Source organism: Arthrobacter sp. alpha11c, assembly GCF_054149985.1.
The window spans coordinates 3684459-3697119 of sequence record NZ_CP196747.1 but is presented as its reverse complement, the minus strand read 5'-3'; the positions used below and the strand labels follow the sequence as shown (position 1 = coordinate 3697119).

General features: G+C 61.1%; 11 protein-coding genes and 2 pseudogenes. 5 read left to right on the top strand and 8 right to left on the bottom strand.

Annotation, left to right across the window (positions count from 1 at the left end):
• Positions 1 to 5 precede the first annotated feature (5 nt).
• A complete protein-coding gene (locus ACTAQJ_RS17040; protein WP_498697857.1) occupies positions 6 to 665 on the top strand; it encodes a DUF1345 domain-containing protein in 660 nt (219 codons plus the stop codon).
• A 56-nt stretch (positions 666 to 721) separates the two neighbouring features.
• Entirely contained in the window at positions 722 to 1144 is a 423-nt protein-coding gene (locus tag ACTAQJ_RS17035; protein ID WP_498697855.1) for a hypothetical protein, read from the top strand.
• Between the two features lie 60 nt (positions 1145 to 1204).
• On the opposite strand, the gene ACTAQJ_RS17030 is transcribed toward ACTAQJ_RS17035, so the two are convergent.
• The 3 genes from ACTAQJ_RS17030 to ACTAQJ_RS17020 all read right to left on the bottom strand — a co-directional run bounded on the left by ACTAQJ_RS17030 (position 1205) and on the right by ACTAQJ_RS17020 (position 5095).
• Complete coding sequence (locus tag ACTAQJ_RS17030; RefSeq protein ID WP_498697852.1) at positions 1205 to 2620, bottom strand: amino acid permease; 1416 nt, start codon at positions 2618 to 2620, stop codon at positions 1205 to 1207.
• 242 nt (positions 2621 to 2862) lie between these two features.
• Positions 2863 to 4170, bottom strand: a complete 1308-nt coding sequence (locus ACTAQJ_RS17025; protein ID WP_498697850.1) for a M18 family aminopeptidase — start codon at positions 4168 to 4170, stop codon at positions 2863 to 2865.
• Between the two features lie 37 nt (positions 4171 to 4207).
• Positions 4208 to 5095: an intradiol ring-cleavage dioxygenase gene (locus tag ACTAQJ_RS17020; RefSeq protein ID WP_498697848.1), complete on the bottom strand. Its 888-nt coding sequence runs from the start codon at positions 5093 to 5095 to the stop codon at positions 4208 to 4210.
• 180 nt (positions 5096 to 5275) lie between these two features.
• Here ACTAQJ_RS17020 and ACTAQJ_RS17015 point away from each other — a divergent pair, with 180 nt between their 5' ends.
• Genes ACTAQJ_RS17015 through ACTAQJ_RS17005 form a run of 3 tightly spaced genes read left to right on the top strand, consistent with a single transcriptional unit; the run spans position 5276 to position 7240 of the window.
• Positions 5276 to 5722: a hypothetical protein gene (locus ACTAQJ_RS17015; RefSeq protein ID WP_498697845.1), complete on the top strand. Its 447-nt coding sequence runs from the start codon at positions 5276 to 5278 to the stop codon at positions 5720 to 5722.
• A complete protein-coding gene (locus ACTAQJ_RS17010; RefSeq protein ID WP_498697842.1) occupies positions 5722 to 6462 on the top strand; it encodes a cyclase family protein in 741 nt (246 codons plus the stop codon). Before ACTAQJ_RS17015 ends, ACTAQJ_RS17010 begins: the two co-directional genes overlap by 1 nt.
• Positions 6463 to 6475: 13 nt before the next feature.
• The gene (locus ACTAQJ_RS17005; RefSeq protein ID WP_498697838.1) at positions 6476 to 7240 is read left to right on the top strand and encodes an IclR family transcriptional regulator; all 765 of its coding nucleotides are present in this window, start codon (positions 6476 to 6478) and stop codon (positions 7238 to 7240) included.
• Positions 7241 to 7252: 12 nt separating this feature from the next.
• Here ACTAQJ_RS17005 and ACTAQJ_RS17000 read toward each other — a convergent pair.
• From ACTAQJ_RS17000 to ACTAQJ_RS16980, 5 genes and pseudogenes are all read right to left on the bottom strand, one after another.
• Positions 7253 to 8039 (bottom strand): annotated as a pseudogene (locus ACTAQJ_RS17000) (IclR family transcriptional regulator).
• A 146-nt stretch (positions 8040 to 8185) separates the two neighbouring features.
• Positions 8186 to 9639 (bottom strand): annotated as a pseudogene (locus tag ACTAQJ_RS16995) (amino acid permease).
• 172 nt (positions 9640 to 9811) lie between these two features.
• Positions 9812 to 10450 carry a response regulator gene (locus ACTAQJ_RS16990; RefSeq protein WP_498702212.1) on the bottom strand — a complete coding sequence of 213 codons (639 nt, stop codon included), beginning with the start codon at positions 10448 to 10450 and terminating at the stop codon, positions 9812 to 9814.
• Positions 10451 to 10506: 56 nt separating this feature from the next.
• A complete protein-coding gene (locus ACTAQJ_RS16985; RefSeq protein WP_431117323.1) occupies positions 10507 to 11790 on the bottom strand; it encodes a sensor histidine kinase in 1284 nt (427 codons plus the stop codon).
• 18 nt (positions 11791 to 11808) lie between these two features.
• Positions 11809 to 12660 carry an ABC transporter permease gene (locus tag ACTAQJ_RS16980; RefSeq protein WP_216924452.1) on the bottom strand — a complete coding sequence of 284 codons (852 nt, stop codon included), beginning with the start codon at positions 12658 to 12660 and terminating at the stop codon, positions 11809 to 11811.
• Position 12661 lies beyond the last annotated feature (1 nt).

Sequence of the window (12661 nt, the reverse complement as noted above, 5' to 3'; positions counted from 1 at the left end):
TGGCCATGAACAACGTCAGAGTCAGGCGCAGCCGGTTGCGTTTCGTTGTCATGGTGGCAGCGGGCGCCGCGGCGTTCGTGGTCACGGGCGTCGCAGGCAGTTGGGTTGATGCCCCGGCCGTGGGCTGGGCAACGGCAGCGCTGATCTATGTTGCCTGGGTGTGGCTGGTGATAGCGCGGATGGATCCCGCCGAGACCCAGCAACACGCGACCTCCGAGGACCCGTCCCGTGGGGTCACTGACCTGCTGATCCTCGTCGCAAACCTGGCCAGCATCGCCGCCGCTGCCGCCGTGATCGTCAACTCGCACACTGAAGGAACGGACACGCGCTTTTACTCGGCCGCGCTCTCCCTGGCGTGCGTAGCCCTGTCCTGGATGCTGGTCCAAACGCTCTTCACCCTGCGCTACGCCGAGCTCTATTACAGCCCTGAAGCGGACGCTGGTGGTGGAGTTGGTGGCATCACCTTCAACCAGGATCGGCCACCGCAATACACGGATTTCGCCTACCTGGCCACCAGCCTGGGCATGACGTATCAGGTCTCAGACACCAACCTGGGCAACCACAGGATCCGGCTTGAGGCCTTAAAACACAGTCTGCTTTCCTACCTGTTCGGCACCGTCATCCTGGCCGTCACCATCAACCTCGTCATTGGCCTTGCCCAGTAGCCCATACCGCCCGACGCTCAGTTCCCGACGGCGTGGCCAGGCGTAGGCTACTTGCCATGAAGCCCCGGCTGATTTGGTTTGCGGCGATCATTCTGGTGGCGGTGATCGGCGGAGTGGTGTGGTTCGCGGTGGACAAGTCGCCTGTGTGCCCTGCAATTGGGAACGCGACGCCAATCGAGCTGAAGATAGCCTCAACGCCAAGCCGCGTCCAGGCATGTTTTGGGGACGGCTGCATGCCGCGGCCCGTCCAGCAGCAGACGGATGGCCGCTGGCTCGTCCCTCAGGAGCCTCCGTACCTACCCGCCGGGCAGTCAACCTCCACTCCGGGCGTGGTGGCCAAGGTCCGCGTTGTTGTCAAGGAGACAGGCAAACGCCAGCGGGACGCCGTCTTCGACATCCCTGCGATACCGGGTGTTCCGGACACCACCGGCGCACAATGCCCCGGACCCATCCAATACCTCCCGGTTGAGGTGCCTTAACCACAAACGGGGCAGCCGCCGTCGAACGCTGACGGCGGCTGCCCCGGACGAAAAGGACGCTTACGACGCCGGACCGGAACCCAACGTCACACGCTCGGCTTCCTCATCACCCGCCGGAGCGGACGGCGTCCCGCGTTTGCGGTATCGGAATACGCCGATGGCGACGACAACCGCAGCCAGAGCCAGCGAGAGGAAGAGCGATTCTCGCGTGGACTCAAGGATCACCATGCCGATGATGAGCGCAACGATGCTTCCAATGGCGATCCACGTAAGGTACGGGAAGAACCACATCTTGAGGTCGAGGTCTTTGGCGGCCGCGCCCATCCGGCGGCGGAGGATGAGTTGTGAACTGGCGATGACCAGCCAGACGAACAAGGCGATGGCGCCGGACGTGTTGACGAGGAACAGGAACACTGTGTCCGGAGCGACATAGTTCAGGCCAACGGTGATGAACCCGACCACGGTGGAGGCCAGTACTGCTGCCGCAGGAACGCCGCGCTTGGAAATCTTCATCCAGGATTTCGGGGCGTCGCCACGCTGCGAGAGCGAGAAAAGCATACGGCTTGCTGTGTACAGGCCCGAGTTCAGGCAGGAGAGAACCGACGTGAGGACCACGATGTCCATAATGGTGCCGGCACCGGGGATTCCGTAAAGCTCAATCACGGCAACGTACGGGCTTTTGGCAACTGAAGCGCTGTTCCACGGCAGGAGCGTGACCACAATGGCAATGGAGCCGATGTAGAAGATCAAGATGCGCCATACGGTGGACTTCACGGCCTTCTTGACGGCGTCCACAGGGTTTTCGGACTCGCCCGCAGCGATCGTGGCAATCTCGGCACCGAAGAACGAGAAGACCACTACGAGGATGCCGGCCAGGACGGCGCCGGGACCGTTGGGCATGAAGCCACCCTGATCCAGGAGGTTGGCGACGCCCGGAGCGGAAACGCCCGGGATCAGGCCAAGGATCGCTGCAATACCTGCGAGCAGGAAGATGACGATTGCGGCCACCTTGATGGACGCGAACCAGAATTCGAACTCGCCGTACGACTTCACGGAGCCGAGGTTGGTAAGTGTCAGAAGCACCATGAGAACCAATGCCCAAACCCATTGGTCGACGCTTGGCACCCACCGGTGCATGATGGCAGCGCCGGCGGTGGCCTCAATGCCGAGCACGATGATCCAGAACCACGCGTAGAGCCAACCAATGCTGAATCCCGCCCAGCGGCCCAACGCCTTGTCCGCGTAGGTGGAGAAGGAGCCCGTCTCCGGGTTGGCCGCAGCCATCTCGCCAAGCATCCTCATGACGAGGATGACCACCACGCCAGCGGCCAGATAGGCAACAAGGATGCCTGGACCGGCCTGTTGGATGGCGGCACCGGAGCCCACGAAGAGCCCAGCACCAATCACGCCGGCGATGGCGATCATGGAGAGGTGTCGTGGCTTCAGGGACTTTGAAAGCTGTTGGTCAGCGTGCATGGGTCGGCGCCGTCCTTAGTGTCTTTGGAGAGGGGCCCGAGTTGATGTGCAGCGGGCCACATGGCTTTCTCACACTAGCCATCCGCGAAGGGCAAAATCCTGTGCGAGCGTACATTTTGTCGTTCTGAAAAAAGGAAGAATGCACAAAAAGTATGATCATAAACATCAAAAGTTTCCTAGGGGAAACAATTGAAACGCCCTTGAAATGAGTCCTTGAGGCTTTCCTAGTCCCCTTCGGGAACTTAGACGTCGGTCCGGAAGAACAGCTCCGCCACAGAAGCCAAGCGGAGCGGGTCCTCCACGCCGCACAACTCCCGTGCCGAATGCATGGACAGCAGGGGGATGCCGACGTCGACGGTCCTTATACCCAGCCGCGTCGCTGTAAGGGGACCGATGGTCGAGCCGCACGGAAGGTCATTGTTGGAGACATATTCCTGATACGGCACATTTGCTTCCCCGCACAGCCGCGCCCAGAGCGCCGCTCCCGTCGCGTCGGTGGCGTAGCGCTGGTTGGCGTTGATCTTCAACAGCGGCCCACCGTTGAGTACGGGACGGTTTACGGGATCATGCCTTTCGGCGTAGTTCGGGTGGACGGCGTGGCCGGCATCCGCAGAGACGCAGAACGACGCCGCCAGGGACTGCCGCCGCTGGCTTACCGAAGCGCCAAGACCGTCAGAGATTCGAGTCAGGATGTCCTCAAGGATGGGTCCGCAGGCACCGGAGCGCGAGTTGGAACCGATCTCCTCATGGTCGAACGCGGCGAGGACAGCGATGGGGCCGTCTTGCTGCCCCGCTTTCGCATGTTCGATCAATGCCACCAAGCCAGCGTGTGTCGAAGAAAGGTTGTCCAAGCGACCGGAGGCGAAGAACTCACCCTTGGCGCCGAAAATCGCGGGTGCCTGCGTGTCCGCCACCACGACGTCGTAACCCCCAATCTCTGCTGGATCAACGTCGGCGTCCTCGATTCGATCGGCAAGCAGGCCCAAAAGATCTTCGTCGGCCGGGTCACCCTGCCCGAAAATTGGATTCATGTGCTGCTGCTTGGACAGAACGAGGCCATTGTCATTGACCCCACGATCCAAGTGGATAGCCAATTGCGGAAAGCGTAGGAGCGGGCCGGTTGCCGTCAGGTGCTGCGTGCCGTCGCGTAACACCAGGCGGCCAGCCAGTTGCAGCTCGCGGTCCAGCCAGGAGTTAAGGAGCGGACCTCCGTACACCTCGACGCCGGCCTGCAGCCAACCGAACTTGCCCGTGGTGGGCTTCGGCTTCAGTTTGAAGGAGGGGGAGTCCGTGTGGGCGCCCAGGATATTGAAGCCGGTGGTTGGACCAGCATTTTCGGGGGTAACCCACGCGATCAGGGCGCCATCGCGGATAACGTAGAACTTACCCGCGCCACCTTCCCACGGCTGCAGTTCATCCAGTGAGGTGAAGCCAGCGCTATCAAGCCGGCGACCGGCCTCGTGCACTGCATGGAAGCTGGACGGCGAAGCCGAAACGTACGTGCCGAGGTCCTGGATGTGGTCAACTGCTGCGGGGGCATTCGAAGGCATGCCCCCGAGTCTAGCTGCGCTCTCCGATCGCTTCGCGTCAGACCGTGACGTTCAGAGCGGCTGTGTAACCTCCCTGGACCGAACCAGACATGGTGGCCAGCTGATATATGCCTCCATCGTCACCAAAGACGTTGTCATCTGCCAGGGTGCTCTTTGCGAAGTTCCGGGCACTCGATTCATATCCCTCCGACGCGTAGACCTCCTTGCACGCTGCCTCGGTCAGGGCGATCTGGGAAACTGCCAACACCTGCCCGGCCGCAGACGTGTTGCTCATGGATTCAAATACCTCAAAGTGAATATGAGGCCACCGGCCACTGTAGGCGCCGGGATAGATGGTGGTGAAAGTGACCTGGCCGTTGCTGTCGGCTTCCTGGACGCCGCGGAGGTAATTCTCGTTCTTCAGCCCCGAGTCGTACAGGGAATACTTTCCGTTCTGGTCACAGTGCCAGGCATAGACCGCTGCGCCCGCCAGAGGCGAGCAGCCGTTGGCGTTGTCCAAGAGCGTCAGGGTGAAAGTCAGTGGGATACCCGTGGCCTTCGTGGTGGAGCTACCGAAGCTTGAAGTGATGTCCTTGCGAACCACTCCCGATGCTTCGAGCACATTCGGCCCGTTGGAACCATCGCCGGGGTAGGGGCCGAGTGTTTCCTCGGGGATCTCGACTCCGCATTCAGCGAGTGCACGCGTCACCGTACTGGTGGCTGAAGGCGTTCCGGCCGCCGTCGTGCTTTCTATTGCGGTAGCGGTAGCACTGGAAGACGACGACGGCGCTGCGCTGCCACCTCCGGAACTCGGCGTACAGGCGGCCAGGGCTGCTGCCGTCCCGGCGCCGAACAGGACTCCCAGCGTTCGCCGGCGGCTCAGGAGTGTGGAGAGATCGAATTCGAGGCCTCGATCGTGGTTTGGATGGGGCTGCGGGGATGTCATGCGTCCATCAAACCCACACGGGCTGTGCCTTGTATATGCCAAAACCATGGTGTTGCTGTGAAAGCTGTGGACTAAGGGTTCTCACGTCGTATGTGCAATATAAACATTTCTATATGCTTGTAATGCTCGTCACCTTGTGCCACGATTGCTCCCAAGCACACCCACGGAAGGCATCGCCCCATGAACATTGAATTGAAAGCAGTGCGGAAGCTCCGCATCCACTGGCCCATCCCGCTGTACACGATGACCCAACTGGCCAGTGGCGATCTGGGGGCCCTGGAGTCTGACCCAGGCATCGCCTCGCTGCTGCAAGCGCTCACTGCAACGCCGGAGCTGGGTGGCTTCGGTAATTACCACCACGTCTTCGAGTCCTCGGCAGGGTTCGAGGGCTTTACCGTCGCGGAAGGTGCCAATCCCACGTTGGGAAGCGTGGGGCAGAGGACCATCTCGCCGACATTCGTGTTCACCACCTACTTTGATGACTCGCTCTCTGACCAGGCCGTTCATGAGCTCGTCCAGCGGATCGTGGATATCCACCCGTGGGAAGTTCCCGTCATTGAAGTCTCCGGGCCACTGAGCGTCTCCAGCAGCGCGCATGCTCCCGCCATTGAAAGCCGGGTGGCTTGATGAATTCCCAGTTATGGCAGCAACTTGCGCCCCTGCTCGAAGGCAGGACGTACACCGATCTAACGCACGCGTTCCATCCGGGTCAGCCCCATTTTGCTGCCTTTCCGGATGAGTCCCGCGAAGCCCTCTTTGACATGGAAAAGGGGGACGGATTTACGGCCCACCGGTACTCGATAGTTGGCCAGTGGGGCACCCACGTGGATCCGCCGTCGCACTTTGTCCGGGGCGGCCGAACGCTGGACCAGATACCCGTGGAACAAATGTTGTTGCCGTTGGTTGTCCTGGATATCAGTAACCGTGTTCGCAACGATGAAGATGCCACTCCAACACTCGCCGACGTTCAGGCTTGGGAGGAGAGGAACGGGCGCATCTTGGCGGGTTCCTTTGTGGCGCTACGCACTGGTTGGAGCCAGCGATGGCCCGATGCCCAGGCCATGGCGAACAAGGACCAAGCAGGCATCAGCCACACCCCCGGCTGGTCACGGGAGGTTCTGGAATACCTGATCGAGAACCGTGCCGTGGCTGCGGTGGGCCACGAACAAACGGACACTGATCCCGGCGTCGCCACTTCCCAGCAGGACTTCAGCCTGGAAACTTATGTCCTGGCCCAGGACAAATGGCAGATTGAACTCCTTGCCAATCTGGACAACGTGCCCGAGGCAGGCGCCGTCGTGGTTGCTACCTGGGCCAAACCCCTGGAAGGCAGTGGATTCCCGGCCAGGGTTTTCGCCATCCACTAGCTAGAATCAATCCATGTCAAAGACCTCAAGCATGGGCCGCGGCATGATGGCCATCCTTGCGGTCGGTGCCCGTCACGCGCAAGGATACGACGGCGGTACGGTGGCCGACGTCGCGGCCGACCTGGACAAGGACCGCAGCCAGGTATCGCGGAGTCTCAAGGGCGCCTTGCAGGAGGGATTCCTGGCCCGCAGGGATCAGAGGAAATACAGCTTGGGCTGGACTATCCTGACGGACGCGCAACTGGTCGCTGAACAACGGCTGAAGACGGACGGGCTAACCGCGCTTGAGGGTCTCGCTTCTGAAACCAACGAGGCATGCTTTCTTGGCGTGCTCAGCGGCAACAGCACGGTCACCATCGGTGAACAAGTGCCTGCCAGCGCCAACCTCGTGGGATCGTGGCTGGGACGTCCCTATCCTGCATATTGCAGTGATGCCGGCCAAGCACTTCTGTGGGACGCCCCGGACGAAGAAGTCCGCAAGATCTTCGAGTCTGTTGAATTCGTGAAGCATGGGCCCAATACGCCTTCCTCCGTGGAGGACTTCCTGGCGCGGCTCAATGATGCCCGCGTCCGCGGTTACTCGATCGTGGACGAAGAAGCTGAGCCGGGACTCTACTCACTGGCCGCACCCATACGCGACTTCAAAGGGGAGGTTGCTGCAGCCCTGCAAATTGTGGGCCCGAAGTCCCGCATTGAGCCCCACCGCGAAACTTATGCAGTCGCACTCCACGCTTGGCAGGAATGGCTCGAATCCATGGTGGGTGGGCGGCCTCAATAGCCGCCCCCGGACTTAAGGGCCGGATGCGGAACCAGCAGTCCCGGATGCGGAACCGAGTCGGTGCGCTGCCGAATGCAGCAGCGGGGCCAGCTCCGGCGCGGCCCTCTCAACATCGGAACGGGTACCCAGGACACTGAGCGCCGCAATGATGCCGCCCGAATAATCCCGAACAGGAACGGCCAGTTCCCATACACCGTGTTCGAACTCCTCGGCCGCCAAAACAAAACTCTGGGGCCTGTCGCGCTCCATGAGGGCGTCGACTTCCGCGTGAGAATGCGCTGCAGCTGAGCCCGCCGACGCCAATGAAGTTGACATCTTTGAGCAAAGCTTCCAGTTCGTTCCGGGAGTGGTCCCACAGCAATGCCCGCCCGGAACCCGTACACCATACAGGCGTGACCATTCCCGGCTTTGCGAACCCGCCCAAGACTGAGTTGTTGGTAGAGGAACGCAACAGCAGAACCCTGACACTCTCGCGCACTGACAGCCGGGACCTAAGTCCCAGTGACGAGACCAACTCTTCCAGTTCTGCACGGGAATCGTGGACCCAGCCGACATTGAGGGAGGCGGCCAGGTTGAAGAACCGTGGTCCCGCGCGGAAAGGACCGCGCTCCAGCCGCTCAAGCAGCCCTAAGTCGCACAGTTCCTGGGCCAGGCGCGAAACCCGGCTCTGCTCCATGTCCAGCTCAGCCGCGAGTTGGGATACGCCAAGCAGCTGACGGCCCTGCTTTTCGCGGTCCGTAACCAACCGAACGAGACGAAGCCCCTGCGCCAACGACGACGCCTCCGGTGACACGTCCAAGAATCCCCCTCCTTCCGCCAAGCGCTCACGCCATTCTCACACGCCCCTGTCAGCGGCAAGAATCAGGTCCCCTTGGTGAGGACGATGAAAGGCTTCACGGCCGGACTCTCTGTGGAGTCCGGCCGTGAAGCCCTGCGCTGGATTGATCAGGCGATCTGCTTAGCCGCGGCGCGTCCGTGCCTGACGTGGAAGTAGATATAGCAGGCGGCCACGAACGGAATACCGAAGTAGAGGGCAGCAACCTGGTTTGGATCGAAGGCAATGCCTACCAGTGAGACCAGGCAAAGCGTGAATGCCAGGATGGGAACCAGCGGGAAGAACGGGGCCTTGTAGGCAAGATCGGCCACCTGCCCACCGTTTCGGATAAATGCCCGGCGATGGAAGAAGTGGGATGCCGTGATTGACATCCATACCCCTACCACCGCGAATCCGGCCACCGAAACAAGGGCAAGGTAAACCGTTTCGGGAGCAACCACACTGCTGATCAGCGATGCCAACCCGCCAAGCATGCTGACGGAGAGGGCAACAAGGGGAATCCCGCGCCGCGTCAGTCGCTTCAAAGCCTTTGGCGCGTGCCCCTCATCGGACAGCGAGTACAGCATGCGTGCACAGGAGAACAGTCCGCTGTTGCCGGCAGACAACAGTGCCGTGATGATGACGAAGTTCATGATGTCCGCCGCGTAGGGGATGCCCACCGAGGAGAACACGGTGACAAACGGGCTCTCATCCAAGCCCACCTGATCGAAAGGAACAGTTGCTGCGATGACGGCGATGGCACCGACGAAGAAGATCAGGAGGCGGATCACGGTGCTGCGCATGGCTTTGGGGATGTTTCGCGCGGGATCGGTAGTTTCTCCAGCAGCGACGCCGATGAGTTCAGATCCGGAGAAGGCATAGAAGACTGCCAGAGCAGTAACAAGGACCCCGAGAAACCGTTGGGAAAGAGGCCCCCTGAGGTGTTGAAGTTCTCAAAAAGGAACGGGTGGTTGCCGGATTCCGAGAGCGGCTGGAACCCGAGGAGTGCGGCTCCGCCCAGCACGATCAACGCGATGATCGCACCCACTTTAACAATGGAGAACCAGAACTCGGATTCTCCGAAGAACCTGGAGGAGATGGCATTGAGTCCGAAGAGGATTGCTGCGAACACCACGCACCAGACCCACACGTCCACGCCGGGGAACCACCGCTGCATGAGCAGGCCCGACGCCGTGAATTCGGACCCGATCGCAACTGCCCAGCAAAGCCAATAGAGCCAGGCTGTGGCGAAGCCCGTGGCGGGACCAATGGATCGTGCGGCATAAATGTGGAAGGCGCCTGAAACCGGGTAGGCAATGGCCAGTTCACCGAGGCAAGCCATCACAAGGTAGACCACGAAGGCCCCCACCAAGTAGGCAATGACGGCGCCCAGGGGACCTGCTTGGGAAATCGTGTATCCGGAACTGAGGAACAGGCCTGATCCGATGACACCGCCCATCGCGATCATGATGAGGTGGCGTGGACCCATCGTTCGGCGGAGGCCGGTTTCGGCAGCGGTGGACGAGGCGGGAGAAGCGGGAGCATCAGGTAGATGGTCCAATTGCAGGGGTGCTGAAGGTTCCATGTGGTGTCTCCGGTTAATGACAGATGCGAACGGTACGCCTGAGGACATCCGGACTGAGGGTGCCAAGGAGGGCGTCTGTAGTGACGAAGGTAACACAATTTCGTCGCATATGGTCATTAATAACATTTGTTAATGCATATGTTGCACGTTACGTTGTCAGGGGCTTAGGGGGTTAGTAGTCCGGGTTGCTCGGCACAACAAGTCCGGTCTCGTACGCGTACACCACCACTTGCACACGATCCCTCAGCTGCAGCTTGCTGAGGATGCGCCGGACATGGGTCTTAACAGTGGCCTCGGACAGGAAGAACTTGTGGGCTATCTCCGCGTTGGACAGCCCCTCTGCGATGGTCGTGAGGATCTCGGTCTCACGCGGTGTGAGATCGTCCAACAACGGATCGCGATGTGGGCTGGGCGATTGGCCGGGCACGCTGCCGCCACGTACATACGTCTCCAACAGCCTCTGCGTTACGCGTGGTGCGACAACGGCGTCGCCACTGGCCACAAGTCGCACAGCGTGCACGAGTTCAACCGGGGCCACATCCTTGAGTAGAAATGCAGAAGCGCCAGCTTGCAGCCCCGAGAAGGCGTATTCGTCCAGGTCAAACGTGGTGAGGATGATGACCCGCGCTTCGGAACCGGAGTCCGAAATGCGCCGCGTGGCTTCGATGCCATCCATGGTGGGCATTCGGACGTCCATGAGCACCACATCCGGCTGCAGCTCCTCTACCTGCCGGACAGCCTCGTTCCCGTCCGATGCCTCGCCCACTACATGGAAGTTCTCTTCACCTTCAAGGATGAGTCGAAAGCCCATCCGCAGCAGTGGCTGGTCATCCACCAGCAGGATCTTGATGACGCCCTGATCTACCACTATTCCCCCTTTTCGCCGTTCCAGTGCAGCTCGGCGTGGACCGCCCAGCCTCCCCTTTTTCCCGGACCGGCACTAACGATTCCAGCATAGATTCCCGCCCGTTCACGCATTCCGGCAATGCCTTGCCGTGTGCCCAGGCTGTCCATTGACTCGCCACCCTCCCGGGTTCCGCGGCCGTCGTCGAGCACGTCAATGGTGACCAGGTCGCCGTCGCGGGCTACCTGCACGTCCACGCGGCTGAGAGAGCGCCCATAGCGGAGAACATTGGTCAACGATTCCTGCACAATCCGGTAAACGGTGAGCTCGAAGGCAGGATCGGCCGGAAGCGCGGGCCCCGTGTGCGCGTAGTGCAGCGGCAGGCCGGCCGTACGGAATCCATCCAGCAGCTTGGCCAGATTAAGCCCGGACTCGAGCGGCGTCAGTGGCGCCGGGCGGCCGGAATCATCGCGCAGGACTCCAAGCACCCGGCGCATGTCCGCAAGCGCCGCCCTGCCCGTTCGGGACAGTTCACCCAGGACGTCGCCAGCGCGGTCGGGGTCCTTCTTGACCACGACTGCCGCCCCGTCCGACAAACTGATCATTACCGTCAGGGAGTGAGCCACGACGTCGTGCATTTCCCGCGCAATTCTGTTGCGCTCGGTGACCTTGCCCAACTGCGTTGTCCGCGCTGCCCATGCGGCGATCTCGGCCTCATGCTCCCGCCGCTGGCGGACCGAGATACCAATGCCCGTTGCCAGCAGGTTGGACAACATGATGGTCACAGCAGTGGCGATGTTGTTGATGAGGTGGAAGTTCTCCGGCACGTCCTGCAGATTGTTCATGCTGCTGGGACTTGTCCACATGAAAAGGTACAGCAAGCTAAGCGGCAGGCTGGCAGCGCCAAACACCACCAGGGAAGTTGGGCGCTTCCGGGTTGTTGCCACAGCGTAGAGGGCGAACCACAAGCCCGCCGAAACGTTGGATCCCCACGGGTTCAGCACGGTGGCCAGGACTTCCAGAACCGCGACGGCGGCAACCACCTGGAGCGGGTAGCGCCGCCGGAATATCAGGACAGTCGCGATCAGCAGCAAGAGCCCGACGACGAGCCACTTGCCCTCGATGATCGAGGCGATGATGGTGGGCAGGGCCAAAAGGACGTAGCAAAGGACAACCACGGCATCCATCGCACGGGGACGCTCGAAAAAGTACCGACGGATACGGCCTCTGCGACGCTGGGCAATTTCAGCGAAGGACGCGTCGGCTGTGACAGCCGGCGCGTCCTTCACTTGTGGAGCTTCAGTCATGGATTGAGCCTAGACGGCCTAGACATCCCGCTTCTTCAGCAGGACCATCGCCAAGGCAACCGGCACCACAACCCAGGCGCCGAGAACCAGGGCGGCCTGCCAGACTTCCAGGGTGTCCGGAACATGCTCGACGGCGGTCATCGGGTTGATGGTGTTGCCCGGAAGGTACTTGCGGGCTTCCACGAAGAAATCGCCGGGAATGAGCTGGAAGGCAATCGGAGCCACAAAGAACAGACCCACGAGGCTCATGATGCCTCCTGCCGAGTTGCGGACGATGGTTCCAAGTGCCATACCAATCGCTGCCACGGCTGCCACGTAAATACTGTTGACCAGCAAAAGCTTGACCGATTGCGAGCTACTGAGATCCAGCTTCAGATCGTAGTTATCCACGATCGGGAGTGACACGAGGCCAGCTATGAAGGTGGACACCGCCGTCAACAGGAAGGCACTGACCATCACGACTATCAGCTTGGCCAGGAACGGCGAGAGCCTCTTGGGGACCGCGGCGAAGGTGGAGCGCGCCATTCCCGTGGTGAACTCGGAGCTCATGAGCAGGACGCCCAACGAACCGAGGATCAGCTGGGCGAATGCGATGCCGGAGGTGGGGATGGTAACTGCGATGTCGCCGCCCTGCGCGGCAATGGCTGCTGCGGCTTCGGGATCCCTCGCAGCTTGTTCGGCGAACTGCCCTGTACCCCAAGCCGAAAGTGCTGCGAAGCCAACCATGACCAGCGCCGTGGAAGCCAAGAGAATTAGCGTGGACAACAGCGTGCGGAACTTGATGAACTCGGAGTTCAGAACGCGATGGAAGGCCGGTCCTGGACCGACGGAGTTACGCATGGACTTTCGGTCCAAAGTGGTGGTGCTCATG

Excerpts from the sequence above, each read along its gene's own strand:
- ACTAQJ_RS17040 (WP_498697857.1), top strand. The coding sequence starts at position 6 with ATGAACAACGTCAGAGTCAGGCGCAGCCGGTTGCGTTTCGTTGTCATG.
- ACTAQJ_RS16980 (WP_216924452.1), bottom strand. The coding sequence starts at position 12,660 with ATGAGCACCACCACTTTGGACCGAAAGTCCATGCGTAACTCCGTCGGT.
- ACTAQJ_RS17025 (WP_498697850.1), bottom strand. The coding sequence starts at position 4,170 with ATGCCTTCGAATGCCCCCGCAGCAGTTGACCACATCCAGGACCTCGGC.
- ACTAQJ_RS17035 (WP_498697855.1), top strand. The coding sequence starts at position 722 with ATGAAGCCCCGGCTGATTTGGTTTGCGGCGATCATTCTGGTGGCGGTG.
- ACTAQJ_RS17010 (WP_498697842.1), top strand. The coding sequence starts at position 5,722 with ATGAATTCCCAGTTATGGCAGCAACTTGCGCCCCTGCTCGAAGGCAGG.
- ACTAQJ_RS16985 (WP_431117323.1), bottom strand. The coding sequence starts at position 11,790 with ATGACTGAAGCTCCACAAGTGAAGGACGCGCCGGCTGTCACAGCCGAC.
- ACTAQJ_RS16990 (WP_498702212.1), bottom strand. The coding sequence starts at position 10,450 with ATGGGCTTTCGACTCATCCTTGAAGGTGAAGAGAACTTCCATGTAGTG.
- ACTAQJ_RS17030 (WP_498697852.1), bottom strand. The coding sequence starts at position 2,620 with ATGCACGCTGACCAACAGCTTTCAAAGTCCCTGAAGCCACGACACCTC.
- ACTAQJ_RS17015 (WP_498697845.1), top strand. The coding sequence starts at position 5,276 with ATGAACATTGAATTGAAAGCAGTGCGGAAGCTCCGCATCCACTGGCCC.
- ACTAQJ_RS17020 (WP_498697848.1), bottom strand. The coding sequence starts at position 5,095 with ATGACATCCCCGCAGCCCCATCCAAACCACGATCGAGGCCTCGAATTC.
- ACTAQJ_RS17005 (WP_498697838.1), top strand. The coding sequence starts at position 6,476 with ATGTCAAAGACCTCAAGCATGGGCCGCGGCATGATGGCCATCCTTGCG.